The organism is Bifidobacterium miconis, assembly GCF_019331735.1.
Taxonomy (GTDB): Bacteria; Actinomycetota; Actinomycetes; order Actinomycetales; family Bifidobacteriaceae; genus Bifidobacterium; species Bifidobacterium miconis.
The window spans coordinates 55,730-70,798 of record NZ_JAHBBH010000004.1 but is presented as its reverse complement, the minus strand read 5'-3'; the positions used below and the strand labels follow the sequence as shown (position 1 = coordinate 70,798).

The following is a 15,069-nucleotide window of genomic DNA, read 5'->3' as shown; positions in this document are numbered from 1 at the left end:
CATATAAAACCTGATTATGAGCGCCGCCGACGGTTTGAACGGCGTATAAGGAATGGTTATGAGGGGGTTGCGGGAGCTAAAACCGTTGGAAAACAAGGGGTTTGTGACCACGCCATAAGCAGAGCGTATAGCCACGCCGTATGTTCCCCCTCGTTCTTCCGATAGTGTGTGACCCATCCGCAAGGGGATGCCCCGCCGGACGGCCGACCGCCGCATAAGGTCGGCGGGAATCCACAAGACTCCGGCAGAGGCACACGACAAGAGGGGAAGACTCTGATGACCACCAAGAACACGATCAGAAAGGCGCTGGCGGCGCTCGCCACCGGCGCGCTGCTGGCTGGCGTGCTCGCCGGCTGCGGCGCGGCCACCGCGAAGGACGGCAGCGGCAGCGGTTCCGCTTCGGCGTCCACCGCCGCCTACAACCCGGTCAGCGTTTCGGGCACCGCTCCCGGCGGCGACCTGATTCCGACCAACTCGCAGGAGTCCGGCAAGAAGGTGCTGGTCTGGCAGCTGTTCGACGGTCTGGTCGACGTCGATCCGGACACGCGCAAGGTGCGCAACGAGGTCGCCGAATCGATCACGTCCGACGATCAGCAGACGTGGACGATCAAGCTCAACAAGGATCGCAAATTCTCCGACGGCACCGACGTCAAGGCCGACAACTTCATCAAGGCGTGGACGTGGGGCGCCGACATCGCCAACGCGCAGATCGCGTCCGGTGACCTCGCCGTCATCAAGGGCTACGACAAGCTGCATCCGTCCGACGGCTCGAAGGCCACCGCCACCGAGTTCGAGGGCCTCAAGAAGGTGGACGACTACACGTTCACCGTCGAGCTGACCAGCCCGTATTCGAGCTTCGTGAACCTGCTGACGTCCGTGACGTTCTACCCGCTGCCCGACTCGTTCTTCAAGGATCCCGACGCGTGGCGCAAGAACCCGGTCGGCAACGGCCCGTACAAGCTGCAAAAGCCCGTCGACGAGGCCACCGGCGCGTACCTCGATCTCAACAAGTACTACAAGGGCAACCGCAAGCCGCACAACACCGGCCTGTACGTGCGCTTCTACACCGACAGCTCCGCCGCCTATCAGGACGTGCTCGCCGACAATCTCGACATCACCTCGCCCGGCGGCGCCGACCTGCTGACCGCCAAGGATGATTTCGGCGACCGTCTCGTCGAGCCGACGATCACCGGCCCGAACACCACGCTCACGTTCCCGATGTGGGATGATTTCTGGAAGAGCAGCAACGGCCTCAAGGTCCGTCAGGCGATTTCGCTGGCCATCGACCGCGAGGAGATCGTCGACAAGGTCTTCAACGGCTACGCGGTGCCCGCCAAGGACTTCACCGTCAAGGGCCTCTACGGCTGGAGCGACTCCATCAAGGGCTCCGACGTGCTGGACTTCAACGTGACCAAGGCCAAGGCGCTCCTCAAGGAGGCCGGCGGCTACACCAAGGAGCTGCCGATCTACTACAACGCCGACGGCGCGCACAAGCAGTGGGTCGAGGCCGTGGCCAACCAGATCAAGAAGAACCTCGGCATCAACGCCGTCCCGAAGCCCACCACCACGTTCTCCGACTTCCTGGAGAAGCGCGCCGACCACCAGTTCACCGGCCCGTGGCGCGCCTCCGAAATCCCGTTCAACCCGGGTCTCGACGACATGCTGCGCAACGTGTACTCCACGTCCGGCTCCGCCAACTCCGGCTCCGAATGGACGTCCGACGCCTTCGAGGCCAAGCTGAAGGAAGGCTGGCAGCAGAAGGACACCGACGCCGCGATCGAGAAGTTCAACGAGGCGCAGGAGATCCTGTTCCAGGACCTGCCGGCCATCCCGCTGTGGTACACGAAGATCCCGAGCGTCTACTCCACCAAGGTCTCCAACGTGCACACCAACGTGTTCGGCAGCACGCTGTACCTCGTCGAGAAGCAGTGACCTCGCAGCCATAGCCACCACCGAAAACAACGGCGGACGGGCCCGCTACCGGGCCCGTCCGCCCATGTGCAGCACCGCCCGCCGCCACACCCCAAGGAGACCACCCATGCCAGACGCAGACTACGAAGCATACGACCGCCGCACGCAGCCGGCCGCCGAACCGATCGCCGACCCGAACCTCGCCGCGCGCCTCACCCCGGCCAGCGCCAGGAAAACCCTCGTTTCGCGCGACGGCGACAGCCTCGACTACACCGTCACCGCCGGCTATTTCGACCTGACCGAGGAGAACATCGGCGGCGAACTCGCCGAAGACGCCACCGTCAAGGCGCGCGTGTTCCTCACCCAGTACGTCGCCGACGAGGCCAACGACCACCGCGACGCCAACGGCGACAACCCGCGTCCGGTCATCTTCCTGTTCAACGGCGGCCCCGGCAGCTCGTCCGCATGGCTGCACCTCGGCCTGTTCGGCCCGCGCATCGTCGACGTGGTCAAGGAGGACGGCGTCACTCCCAAGCGCCCCCCGTACCGGCTGCGCGACAATCCCGACTCGCCGCTCGGCTTCGCCGACCTCGTCGTCGTGGACGCGATCTCCACCGGCTACTCGCGCGTCGCCACGGGAGAGACGGCGAACCAGTACCACGACGCCGACGTGGACGTGGAGGCGATGACCAACATCATCCGCCTGTGGATCACCCGCAACCGCCGCTGGAACTCGCCGCTGTACATCGCCGGCGAATCGTACGGCGTGCTGCGCGGCAGCGCGGTCACCGACCGTCTCGCCATCCGCTACGGCATCTACCTGTCCGGCCTCATCCTCATCTCCTCGCCGATCACGCTGGGACGCATGGACTTCGCGCCTGGCACCATCCTCGGCTACCACGCCTTCCTGCCGACCTTCGCGGCCGTGGCGCACTACCACGGCTTCAACGCCGACCGCACGCTCGACGACGTGCTCGCCGAAGTCGAGCGCTTCGCCGACACCGACTATCTGTGGGCGCTCAACCAAGGCCACCGTCTGCCCGAAGACAGGCGCCGCGAGATCATCGCCACGTACTCGCGCCTGACCGGACTGGACGAGGCGTTCGTCGACCGCGCCGACCTCAAGGTCACGCCGGCGCAGTTCCGCGCCGAACTGCTGCGCTCGCAGGGGCGTGTGATCGGACGCAACGACGGCCGGTTCAGCGGCTGGGACCGCAACGGACTGGGCGAAACCCCGGCCGGCGACCCGGCCGACCAGGTGCTGCGCGGCGCGTTCGCCGCCGGCATCAACTCGTACGTCCGCCAGGAGATCGGCTACGAGAACGACCTGAGCTACGAAATCGACACGACGCGCGTCAAGCCGTGGAACGTGCCGCAGAACCGGCGCCGCAACCCGTTCCACGTCCTGCCCGAGCTGTCCAAGGCGCTGCGCACGAACCGCACGCTGCGCGTGCTGTACCAGGTCGGCCACTACGACCTGTGCACACCATTCTGGGGCATGATCAGCGACGTCGCGTTGCTCGAAATCCCGCCGGAACTGCGCGGCAACGTGCGCGTCAGCGAATTCGACTCCGGACACATGATCTACGTCGACGACGCGAGCCGCATCCGCGAATCGGCCGACATCCGCCGGTTCGTCACCGAAGAGTGACGCCGCGCGACGCGTCAATCACAACCAACCAGCAACCAACCAGCACATCACGCAGTAACACAGGAGCGGCAGCACTTTGGCACGCTACATTCTCTCCCGACTCGCACAGGCGGTGGTGGTCGTCTTCGTGGCCACCCTGCTCCTGTACGCGCTGGCCTACGCCATGCCCGGCGATCCGGTCGCGGCGCTCGCCGGCGAAAACCAGACGCTCGACGCGGCCACCCGCGCCGCCATCGCCGCGAAATACAACCTCGACAAGCCGTTCTTCGTCCAGTACGCGCTCTACCTCGGTCGCGTGTTCCACGGCGACCTCGGCACCACGTTCGCCGGACGGCCCGTCACCGAAGTCATCGCGACGGCGTTCCCGGTCACCGCGCGCCTTGCGATCATCGCGATCGTCATCGAAACCGTCATCGGCGTGCTCGTCGGCCTCGTTGCGGGCCGTCACAAGGGCAGCGGATTCGACTCGGTCGTCATGACCATCACCATGATCCTGCTCGGCGTCCCCTCCTTCGTGCTCGCGTTCGCCGTGCAGTACTTCTTCGGCGTCAAACTGCGCTGGATGAAGCCGACCGTCTCCGAATTCGCCACGTGGGGCGAACTCGTGGTGCCCGCGCTCGTGCTCGCGGTCGGCTCGATCGCCTTCCTGATCCGCTTTACCCGCTCCGGCGTGGTGGACGCGCTCAACTCCGATCACGTCAAGGCGGCCCGCGCCCGCGGCATCCACGAGTGGCGCATCGGACTTGCGCACGTGCTGCGCAACGTGCTCATCCCCATCGTCACCGTGATCGGCACCGAATTCGGCGGCCTGCTCGGCGGCGCGATCATCACCGAATCCGTGTTCAACATCCCGGGCTTCGGCCAGCAGGTCTATCAGCACATCATCCGCGGCGAAACCGCGCCGACCGTCTCGCTCGTGAGCGTCCTGGTCATCATCTTCGTCACGGTCAACCTGCTCGTGGACCTGCTGTACGCGGTCCTCAACCCGAAAGTGAGGTACGGCGCCCATGAGTGAGCCGAACGTCAAGCAGTCCGCGCGTCCCGGCAGCGCCGTCTCCGGCAAAGATTCCGGCAAAGGTTCCGACGGGAACAAGCCGCGCAAGTCGTACTCCTCCTTCGGACAGGCATGGCTGCGCCTGCGCGTCTCGCCGCTGTTCTGGATCTCCGTCGTGATCATCGCGTTCCTGCTCGTCATGGCGATCTTCCCGTCGCTGTTCACGCAGCACACGCCCGACCGCTGCGATCTGGGCGACTCGCGCGCCCCCGCCGGCGACAAGTATCTGCTCGGCGCCGACCTGCAGGGCTGCGACATCATGGCCAACATCGCGTACGGCGCGCGCGCCTCGCTCACCGTCGGCGTCGTCTCGTCGCTCGGCGCGACCGCCGTGGGCGTGCTCATCGGCATCGTCGCCGCCTATTTCGGCGGCTGGGTCGACGCGGTGCTCTCGCGCATCTCCGACGTGTTCTTCGCGATCCCGCTCATCCTCGGCGCGATCGTCGCCATGCAGGTCACCGAACACCGCAACGTGTGGACGCTGTCGGCCATCCTGATCTTCTTCGGATGGACCAACACCGCGCGCATCGCGCGCTCCGCCACGCTCGAAGTGCGCACCAAGGAGTACATCGCCGCGGCACGACTGCTGCACGTGCACAACGGGCGCATCCTCCTGACGCACATCATCCCGAACATCATCGCGCCGATCATCGTGGTCGCCACCATCGGCATCGGCGGGCTCATCGCGGCCGAAGCGTCGCTGAGCTACCTGTCCATCGGCCTGCCGCCGAACATTCCCAGCTGGGGCAAGGCCATCGCCGACGGGCAGAAGGTGCTGCGCGTCAACCCGGGCATCATGCTGTGGCCCGCGCTCGCGCTCACCCTCACCGTTCTCGCGTTCATCTCCCTCGGCGAAGCGATCCGCAACGCCTTCGGTTCTCGAAAGGACAGCCGATGACCCTCGACATCACCAATCTGCGCATCGCCTATCCGCACGGCCGCACGGACAAGCCGGCCGTCGAATCGTTCTCGCTGAGCGTGGGGGCGAACGAACGCGTCGCGATCGTCGGCGAATCCGGCTCCGGCAAGTCCACCGTCGCGAACGCGATCATGGGCCTGCTGCCGGGCAAGGCGAACGTGAGCGGATCGATCAAGCTCGACGGCACCGAACTCATCGGCCTGCCCACGCGCGAATGGTACAAGGTGCGCGGCGCGCAGATCGGCTACGTGCCGCAGGATCCCATGCTCTCGCTCAACGAGGTGTGGACGATCGGCTACCATTTCCGCGAAACGATCAACACGCACCATCTCGTCTCGCGCGAGGACGGTCGCGACGCGTGGCGCCAGCTGGCTGCCGACCGCCTGCGCGAGGTCGGCCTGAACGACGCCGAACGCGTGCTCAAGCAGTATCCGCACCAGCTGTCCGGCGGCATGCGCCAGCGCGTGCTCATCGCGCTCGCCCTGCTCGCCCGGCCGAAGCTGATCATCGCGGACGAGCCGACCAGCGCGCTCGACGTGGTCGTCCAGAAGCAGATCCTCGACCTGCTCGAGGACCTGACCGACCGTCTCGGCTCGTCGCTGATTCTCATTACGCACGATCTCGGTCTGGTCGCCGACCGCTGCACCCGCGTGAGCGTGCTCTACCGCGGTGACCAGGTCGAGACCGGTACGATCGACGAGGTGATCCGCGCGCCCAAGCAGGCGTACACGAAGCACCTGCTCGAAGCCGTGCCGAAGCTCTCGGCCATCCGGGACCGCACGTTCGCGGACTTCACGGACGCGGAGAAGGTGCTCGACATCCGCCACCTGTACAAGGAGTACCCGCTCAAGCAGTCCGGCTGGTTCTTCAACCGCCACGGCGCGAGCATCCTGCAGGCGTCCAACGACGTGAACCTGACCGTGCGCAGCGGCGAATGCCGGGCGCTCGTGGGGGAGTCCGGCTCGGGCAAGTCCACGATCGCGAAGATCGTCATGGGTTTGGAGAAGCCGACCCGCGGCGACGTGATCATCCAGGGCCGCAACCGCTGGGACATCCGCGGCCAGGAGCTCGACGAGCAGGCGCACCACATCCAGATCGTCTTCCAGGACCCGTACGCCTCGCTCGACCCGCAGTTCACCGTGCAGCGCACGCTGCTCGAACCGTTCGCCGTGCACCACCGCCAGTGGAGCGCCGACGAGCGTTGGGAGCGCATCGTGCACCTGCTCAAGCTCGTCGGGCTCGACGAGGACCTGCTGGGCCGCTACCCGGACGAACTGTCCGGCGGCCAGCGCCAGCGCGTCGCGATCGCGCGTGCGCTCGCGCTCGAACCGGAGATCCTGGTGCTCGACGAGGCCGTGTCCGCGCTCGACGTGATCGTGCGCGCGCAGATCCTCGAAACGCTGCGCGACCTGCGCGAGCGTCTCGGCCTGTCGATGCTGTTCATCACGCACGATCTGGCCGTGGTGGCCGAGATCGCCGACTCTGTGTCCGTGATCAACCACGGGCGGATCGTGGAGAGCGGTTCGGTGTCCGACGTGTTCCTGAACCCGCAGGACGACTACACCAAGGAGTTGCTCGCGGCCGTGCCGGGGCGCGCGGCGTTCTGAGCAGACACACGATGCGAATGCAAGCGGATGATCGTATAGTGGATGGCGGGACATGCCACAAGCGTGTCCCGACCATGCGGTTTGGCCATGCGTCCGACCTTTTGGATCCCGCGTTCGACGGGTCGGCGTGCCGGCCCCGCCGCACCAACCAACGATCCCAAAAGGAGCAACGCCATGTACGACATCATTCGTCCGGTCGCATACGCAACCAACAACATCATCTGGGCCCCGGTTCCCGCCGCTCAGAACAATCATCCGATCAACCCCATCGCCGATAGGCGGTAGCGGCAGACACCGCTGCGTGAACCGCGCATGGTCATCGGCGGCCGCAATCGACGGCGGCCGGGGCAATCCGCGGAACGGCATCGGATGCCGGCACCAAGCCCACGACGGACGATCCCGCAACAGCGACGGTCCTCCATCCTCGGCTCCGTGCCGGCGAGGCACATTCTTCCCTCGCGTTTCCGGCGAACATCGTCGTTCGCCGACGCGAGCCGCAACGGTAAAGGGCCGTGCGATCGATGTCCATGGCATCGAACGCACGGCCCCCGGTCGTTGTTTTAGTATCCTCCTACCGCGACGGTTGCATAAGAACCGATTCGGCCAGTTTTGATTGCGCGGCGATGCGTGCGGAGAGCGCCGCCCGAGGCCGAAGGCGTGCTTCAGCACGTCGAGTGCCGAGGAAAGGCGGTATACGCTCCATCGCCGTGCGATCAGTTCTTATGCAGCTTTTCGTTAAGCTCAATCCCCGTCTTGCGGTAGCGCGCCTCGATGCGTCCGTTGACCGAGTTGCGGATGAACAGGATGTTGTCCTTGCCCGACAGATCCGCGCCCTTGACCACGTCGAGCGGTTCGCCGGCCGCGACCTTGGCCTTGTCGTAGACGGTGACCTTGGTGCCGGCGGTCACGTACAGGCCCGCTTCGACGACGCAGTTGTCGCCGAGCGAGATGCCGATGCCCGCGTTCGCGCCGAGCAGCGAGTGCTCGCCGATGGAGTTGCGCAGCTTGCCGCCGCCGGACAGGGTGCCCATGATGGACGCGCCGCCGCCGATGTCGGAGCCGTTGCCGACGACGACGCCCTGCGAGACGCGGCCTTCGACCATGGAAACGCCGAGCGTGCCGGCGTTGAAGTTGACGAAGCCGGCGTGCATGACGGTGGTGCCTTCCGCCAGATGCGCGCCGAGGCGGACGCGGTCGGCGTCACCGATGCGCACGCCGGTCGGGGTCACGTAGTCGATCATGCGCGGGAATTTGTCGACGGAGAACACGTTGACCTGCGCGGCCGGCGCGGCGTGCGGCAGGCCGACCTGCGCGGCGAATGCCTCGGCTGCGGTGATGGCGGCCGATTCGACATCGATCTTGCGCAGCGCGAAGTCGTCGACGGCGAACGGGCCGTAGTTGGTCCACACGACGTTGGCGAGCTGGGCGAAGATGCCGTCGAGGTTGAGCGTGTTCGGCTTGGCGAGGCGCTGCGAGAGCAGGTGCAGGCGCAGGTATGCGTCGGCCGCGTCGGCGATCGGGGCGTCGAGGTCGCTGACGGTGAAGACCGGCACGCGGCGGACGCCGCGCGCGTCGGCGTCGTCGTGCGTGAGCGCGCCGAAGTTGTGGTTCGGACGATCGACTGCTGCCGGGGCTTCGCCCAATGTGAGCTGCGGATACCAGACGTCCAGCGTGGTGCCGGCCGCGTCCACTGAGGCCAGACCCCAGCCCCATGCGGTGCGTTCGTTTGCCATTGATTGCTCCTTATCGAGTCGTGTGGCCAATGGTTCGGCCAATGTCTTCAGCATAGGTTGAGCGCCCGTCACACGCCATCCGCTCCTCACGGGACGGAACAATCGCGTGCTTTCCGACGGCATGCGCGCGGAGCGTAAAATCCGGGCGAGTCGTTACAATGGCGCACTGTGAACGAGTACAAGGCCGAACGAGAGCAGCGCGAACGCCGCCGCCGCAATATCATGCGCGCGGTGTGCATCGTCGTCGCTGCCGCCATGCTGCTCAGCCTTGTCATTCCGGCGATCTATGCCGGTCTTTGACGCACCCTGCCCGCGCATGCCCAACGAGGGATATGCGTTTCCTGCATATATTGTGCGCACCTAGGACAACACGACCGGATACAACTCACGACAAGTATGGTGATATACGATGGCAGAATTTGACTATAATCAGGCGATCGGCGACGCGCGCGCCAAATACGAATCCATCGCCAAGGCCCTTGACATGGACCGGCTGAAGGCCGAGATCAAGGATCTCGAAACGAAGGCCGCCGAGCCGGGCCTGTGGGATGATCCCGAGAACGCGCAGAAGATCACGAGCAAGCTGTCGGCCGCGCAGGCCCAGCTGCGCCGCCTCAACTCCGCGAACCAGCGCATCGACGACGTGGAGACGCTCGTCGAGCTCGGCCGCGAGATGGAGGACGCCGATTCGCTCGCCGAGGCGCAGACCGAAATCGGCAAGATCCAGAAGGATCTCGACGACATGGAGATCCAGACGCTGCTCGACGGCGAATACGACGAACGCTCCGCGGTCGTCACGATCCGCTCCGGCGCGGGCGGCGTGGACGCGGCCGACTTCGCGCAGATGCTGCTGCGCATGTACCTGCGCTGGGCCGAGCGCAACGGCTACAAGGCCAAGGTGATGGACACCTCGTACGCGGAAGAGGCCGGCATCAAGTCCGCGACTTTCCAAGTGGACGCACCGTACGCGTTCGGCCGCCTGTCGGTCGAGGGCGGCACGCACCGCCTCGTGCGCATCTCCCCGTTCGACAACCAGGGCCGCCGCCAGACAAGCTTCGCCGCGGTCGAGGTTGTCCCGCTCGTCGAGGCGACCGACCACATCGACATCCCGGACACCGACATCCGCATCGACACGTACTGCTCCTCCGGCCCCGGCGGCCAGGGCGTGAACACGACCTACTCGGCCGTGCGCATCACCCACCTTCCCACCGGCATCGTCGTGACCATGCAGGACGAGCGTTCGCAGATCCAGAACCGCGCCGCCGCCATGGCCGTGCTCCAGTCCCGACTGCTCGTGCTGCGCCACGAGGAGGAGGCCAAGAAGAAGAAGGAGATCGCCGGCGACATCAAGGCCAGCTGGGGCGACCAGATGCGCTCCTACGTGCTGCATCCGTACCAGATGGTCAAGGATCTGCGCACCGGCTACGAGACGAGCCAGACGCAGGCCGTGTTCGACGGTGATATCGACGCGTTCATCGAGGCCGGCATCCGCTGGCGCCACGAGCAGCGCCGCGCCGCGGAGCAGGAAGCGGAGTAACCAGACATGAGAGGTGTGAAGGGGCGACTGTCGTCGCCTCTTCGCCTAAAAACAGTCCACCGGGCTGTTTTCTTCACGGCTCGGCCTGACAAGGGGAGCCAAGGGGGACGGAAACATCATGGCACTCATCTCGTTGGATCATGTGAGCAAGATCTATCCGCGCGGCACGCGGCCCGCGCTGGACGACGTCAATCTGCACATCGACCGCGGTGACTTCGTCTTCCTCGTCGGCGCGTCAGGCTCCGGCAAAACCACGCTGCTGAGCCTCCTGCTGCGCGAGGAGGAGGCCACCGACGGCGAGATCCACGTCGCCGGCAACGACCTGCGGCGACTGACCAACCGGCAGGTGCCGCAGTACCGCCGTTCCATCGGCTTTATCTTCCAGGACTACAAGCTGCTCAACAACAAGACCGTCTGGCAGAACGTCGCGTTCGCGCTCGAAGTGATCGGCACGCGCCGTTCGACGATCAAGTCGCTCGTGCCGAAGGTCCTCGAGACCGTGGGGCTGACGGGCAAGGAGAACAGCTATCCGCACGAGCTGTCCGGCGGCGAGCAGCAGCGCGTGACCATCGCCCGCGCCTACGTCAACCATCCGCAGATCCTGCTCGCCGACGAGCCGACCGGCAACCTCGACCCGACCACGTCGCTCGGCATCATGGAGGTGCTCGACGCGATCAACCGCACCGGCACCACGATCGTCATGGCCACGCACAACGAGGAGATCGTCAACTCGATGCGCAAGCGCGTCGTCGAACTGCACGCCGGCAAAATCGTGCGCGACGAGCGGCAGGGCTCCTACGATTCCGCACTGTACTTCCCGGACGCGGAGGTCGAGTCGCGCTCGCATCAGGCGCTCGGCATGGGCGGTGACGATCGCTTCCGCCCGCAGGACGCTGTCACGGCGGGCGGCGAGACCGCGAACGGCGCGGGCACTGCGACCGCGTCCCCGTCCGACAGTCGCGGCGGGGCGCACAGCAAGCGCAATTCGCGCGCGCGCCAGGCCGAACGCGTCATCGACCAGGTCACCGAGGTCATCAACGGCGAGCAGACCGACGAGGGCATCGCACGGCTCGCGAACTCCGTCCATTCCGGTCGCACCGGCCGCTACGGCGAAGTGTTCGCGCCGGTCGAGACGACGCTGACGTGGGGCAAGGGACTCAAGCTTGAAGAATACGAGGCGTCGCTCAAGGCCGGCGACACGGTCGCCGAGAAACTGTCCGGCGAGTCCGTCGAGCCGTCGTCCGATCCGTCCGCCGAGACGACGGGCGCCGTGCGCGACGATGCCGCGCGAGATGCCGGGGCCGCCGAGGCCGCAGGACATGCCGCCGACGACGTCGCTGACGGTCGTGCCACGAACGGGCACGTTGCGAATGGTCGTGCCGCGGATGACGCGGCCGCGGCCGACGATGCGGCCGCCGGCGCGCGCGTTTCCGCCGCGAGCGGCGCCATCGACGTCGCAGATGCGCGACCAGCCGACGCCCATGTTGGCGCAACGTCCGAAGACTCCGGCCCGCAACCGCGGTCCGTGTCCGGTGAGGACACGAGCGACGCTGTTCCGGTCGCGCCGCGGCAGTCGTCCGCCGCGCCGTCCGCCGGAACGGACACGGCATCCGCCGACGGCCATGCGCACGAGACGCGCGACGGACATGACGGAGCCGACGAACGACGTCACGGGGAACAGCGTCCGGACGAGCTGATGCCGATCGACGCGAAGACGGACCGCCGTGCTGCGTACGCGGCCGCCTCGTCGGTCACGGCGATGCCGAAGCTGCCGTCCATCCCGGACTCGCTGCTCATGCCGGCGGCTCCGCGCCAGCCGGACGAGCGGCATGAGCCGGAACCGCACGTGACGCAGTCCGAACAGCCGGCCCCGCCGACGCTGCTCGCCCCGCCGATGCCGCCCGCACCGCCGGCCCAGCCGTCCGCGCATTCGGCCGGTCGCACGAATCGCAACAACAAGGAGGACGAGGAAACCCGATGAGACTGCGATTCATCCTCTCCGAAACGTGGACGAGCCTCAGGCGCAACGTGCCGATGCTGCTGTCGGTCATGCTGGTCACGTTCATCTCGTTCCTGTTCATCGGCGCGTCCGCGCTCACGCAGGCGCAGGTCGTCAAGGCGAAGGCCGGCTGGTACGACCAGGTCGAGGTCGTCGTCTGGCTGTGTCCGGACGGTCCGAGCCAGTCGGCGAACTGCGCGGACGGCAAGTCGCCGTCCGCCGCGGAAATCGACGCGATCCAGCAGAAGATCCGCAACGAGCTGCCCGACGTGGTCGCGAACATCACGTACGTGTCCAAGGAGAAGTACTACAAGGACACGTTCCTCAAGCGTTACCCGAACGGCGAGTTCCAGGGCCGCACGCTCACCGCGGACGACATGCAGGCGTCGCTGTGGCTCAAGCTCAAGAACCCGGAGAAGTATCAGGTCGTCTCCGAAGTGCTGTCCGGTCAGGACGGCGTCGAGGAGGTCTCCGACCAGAAGCAGATCTTCGACCCGGTGTTCGCCGTGCTCAACCGCGCCACCGCCGTCACCGCCGTGCTCGCCGCGGTGATGGTGCTCGTCGCGATCATGCTCACCGCCACGACGATCCGCATGTCCGCCGCCTCGCGCAGCAAGGAGACGGAGATCATGCGGCTCGTCGGCGCGTCCAACTGGACGATCCGCCTGCCGTTCATCCTCGAAGGCACCATCGCGTCGTTGGTCGGCTCGGTGCTCTCGTGCGTGATGCTGTCGGTGATCGTGCGCGTGTTCGTGACCGGTTGGCTCGCGCAGTCGGTGACGTGGATTCCGTACGTCGACCAGACGACCGTGATCATGATGTCGCCGTTCCTTGTGCTGGGAGCGATATTGCTGTCGGCGATTTCGTCGCTGATTTCGCTGCGGCGGTATCTGAAAGCCTGAGGAAAGACTGGAAAAAGCCCGATATCGGGCCATTGTACGGGCGTGTTCGCGCGGCCGACGCGGTGTCGGCGCGGGACACGCCTTTTCAGAATCGTTTGTTATGGTGGGTCTGGTCTGACGAAAGGAAACGTTGATGGTTCGTTCTGCACGAGTTGGGGGAATCAGGAGGCCGGTGCTGGCCGCCGCGTCCGCAATGGCGCTGTGCGCCGCGATGGCGGTGGGGACCGTGGTCGCGCCGGTGCCGGTCGCGAACGCCGACACGTACGCCGAGCTGCTCGACGCCCGCGCGCAGAAGCAGGCCAGCGCGCAGCGGGAGGCCGAGCTGAAGTCCCAGCTGGCCGGCGTGAGCAGCCAGCTCGCCGACAAGATCGTCGAACTGGACACCTTGACCAACGTGAAGATCCCCGCGGCCCAGGCCGCCGTGAACAAGGCGAACCAGCAGGCCGCGGTCGCCAAGGCCGAAGCCGAGGCGATGGCGTCCCGGCTTGATGCCGCCAAGAAGGACAAAGCGACCCTCGAGGAGGAGATCAAGAAGACCGGCAAGGACTATGACGACGCGCACGCCGCCGTGGCCCAGATGGCCCGCGAATCGATGCACGGATCCAACGCGTCCGACGTGATGAGCGTGGTCACCGGCTCCACCAGCACGAAGGAATTCGTCAACGCGATGCAGACGCGCGACGCGCTGAGCCGCACCGAATCGAACGCGGCGTCCGAGGCCGCCGTCTCGCTCAACACGTCCATGAACCGCGGCGAACGCCTCGCCGCGATCGAAAAGACCATCGCCGAACTCAAGGTCAAGGCCGACGAGACGGCCGCCGCCGCCGAAACCGCAGCGGCGAACGCGCAGAGCGAGCGCGACGCGCTCGACAAGCTGCGCGAGGAGGGCGAGGCCAAGCGCACCGAACTCGAGTCCCAGCAAAGCCAGATCACCGATGCCAGCGCCAAGCAGGCCGCCCAGACCGTGCTGCTCGACTCGCAGATCGACTCGCTCAACCGCAAGTATGCCGCCGAACAGGCCGCGGCCGCCGCCAAGCCGACCGTCGGGCCGCAGGGCACCACCAAGCCGGCCGGCAGCGTCAGCACCAATACCGGCGCCAACACCAACGCGAACACGAACTCCGGATCGAATTCCGGCGGATCGAGCTCGAACGCTAATACGAACACCAATACCAACGTCAATACGAACACGGGCGGCACGACCTCCGGCGGCTCGACGTCGGGCTCTTCCTCGTCCGCCGGCACCAGCGGCGGCCAGGGCACCAGCAACGGCGACTCCGGCAACGCCTACGCGGGCGGCCAGTGCACGTGGTACGCCTACAACCGTCGCAAGGAAATGGGCATCGGCACGCCGTCGTATCTCGGCAACGGCGGCGACTGGGCAGCCAACGCTCCCTCGTACGGACTGCGCGTCGACAGCACGCCGCAGGTCGGCGCGGCGCTCTCGTTCGCGCGCGGGCAGGACGGCGCCGACGGCACGTACGGACACGTGGCCGTGGTCGAGGCCGTCAACTCCGACGGCACGTTCCTCATCTCCGAAATGAACGTGCAGGGCCTGTACGTGGTCTCCTACCGCACGCTGACCAACAACGGCCAGTACCTGTTCGTCCACTGATCCGAGTCGCGCACCGGCTGAGGCCCGGCTCGTCTTCGCCCGCAGCGAGGACGAGCCGGGCCGTTGTGCTATTCTGAGATGTTGCGTTGCAAAGACCGCCGCATGACCGTTGCATGACGAGTTGCATGACGAAAGGAGGGG

General features: G+C 66.3%; 10 protein-coding genes and 1 pseudogene. 10 read left to right on the top strand and 1 reads right to left on the bottom strand.

Features of this window, described 5'->3' with window-relative positions; genetic code table 11:
• The first annotated feature begins 276 nt into the window (after positions 1 to 276).
• The 5 genes from KIH79_RS02420 (at position 277) to KIH79_RS02400 (ending at position 7,142) form a co-directional block, all read left to right on the top strand.
• Positions 277 to 1,932 carry a peptide ABC transporter substrate-binding protein gene (locus KIH79_RS02420; RefSeq protein WP_219057929.1) on the top strand — a complete coding sequence of 552 codons (1,656 nt, stop codon included), beginning with the start codon at positions 277 to 279 and terminating at the stop codon, positions 1,930 to 1,932.
• A gap of 106 nt (positions 1,933 to 2,038) precedes the next feature.
• On the top strand, positions 2,039 to 3,562 hold the full coding sequence (locus KIH79_RS02415; protein WP_219057928.1) for a S10 family peptidase: 1,524 nt from the start codon (positions 2,039 to 2,041) through the stop codon (positions 3,560 to 3,562).
• A 76-nt stretch (positions 3,563 to 3,638) separates the two neighbouring features.
• Complete coding sequence (locus KIH79_RS02410; RefSeq protein ID WP_219057927.1) at positions 3,639 to 4,577, top strand: ABC transporter permease; 939 nt, start codon at positions 3,639 to 3,641, stop codon at positions 4,575 to 4,577.
• A complete protein-coding gene (locus KIH79_RS02405) occupies positions 4,570 to 5,514 on the top strand; it encodes an ABC transporter permease (RefSeq protein WP_219057926.1) in 945 nt (314 codons plus the stop codon). Before KIH79_RS02410 ends, KIH79_RS02405 begins: the two co-directional genes overlap by 8 nt.
• Positions 5,511 to 7,142 carry a dipeptide ABC transporter ATP-binding protein gene (locus KIH79_RS02400; protein WP_219057925.1) on the top strand — a complete coding sequence of 544 codons (1,632 nt, stop codon included), beginning with the start codon at positions 5,511 to 5,513 and terminating at the stop codon, positions 7,140 to 7,142. The genes KIH79_RS02405 and KIH79_RS02400 overlap by 4 nt, the downstream gene beginning before the upstream one ends.
• A gap of 713 nt (positions 7,143 to 7,855) precedes the next feature.
• On the opposite strand, the gene dapD is transcribed toward KIH79_RS02400, so the two are convergent.
• Positions 7,856 to 8,875, bottom strand: coding sequence for a 2,3,4,5-tetrahydropyridine-2,6-dicarboxylate N-succinyltransferase (dapD, locus tag KIH79_RS02395; RefSeq protein ID WP_219057924.1), 1,020 nt, complete (start codon positions 8,873 to 8,875; stop codon positions 7,856 to 7,858).
• A gap of 168 nt (positions 8,876 to 9,043) precedes the next feature.
• Between dapD and KIH79_RS13010 the strand changes: the two genes are divergently transcribed.
• From KIH79_RS13010 to KIH79_RS02375, 5 genes and pseudogenes are all read left to right on the top strand, one after another.
• On the top strand, positions 9,044 to 9,175 hold the full coding sequence (locus tag KIH79_RS13010) for a hypothetical protein (protein WP_338023107.1): 132 nt from the start codon (positions 9,044 to 9,046) through the stop codon (positions 9,173 to 9,175).
• Positions 9,176 to 9,284: 109 nt separating this feature from the next.
• The gene (gene prfB / locus KIH79_RS02390) at positions 9,285 to 10,412 is read left to right on the top strand and encodes a peptide chain release factor 2 (protein WP_219057923.1); all 1,128 of its coding nucleotides are present in this window, start codon (positions 9,285 to 9,287) and stop codon (positions 10,410 to 10,412) included.
• A 118-nt stretch (positions 10,413 to 10,530) separates the two neighbouring features.
• Positions 10,531 to 11,572, top strand: a pseudogene (ftsE, locus tag KIH79_RS02385) (cell division ATP-binding protein FtsE); the annotation flags it as partial.
• An 817-nt stretch (positions 11,573 to 12,389) separates the two neighbouring features.
• Positions 12,390 to 13,313, top strand: coding sequence for a permease-like cell division protein FtsX (gene ftsX / locus KIH79_RS02380; RefSeq protein ID WP_219057922.1), 924 nt, complete (start codon positions 12,390 to 12,392; stop codon positions 13,311 to 13,313).
• Between the two features lie 133 nt (positions 13,314 to 13,446).
• Complete coding sequence (locus KIH79_RS02375) at positions 13,447 to 14,928, top strand: CHAP domain-containing protein (RefSeq protein ID WP_420829342.1); 1,482 nt, start codon at positions 13,447 to 13,449, stop codon at positions 14,926 to 14,928.
• Positions 14,929 to 15,069 lie beyond the last annotated feature (141 nt).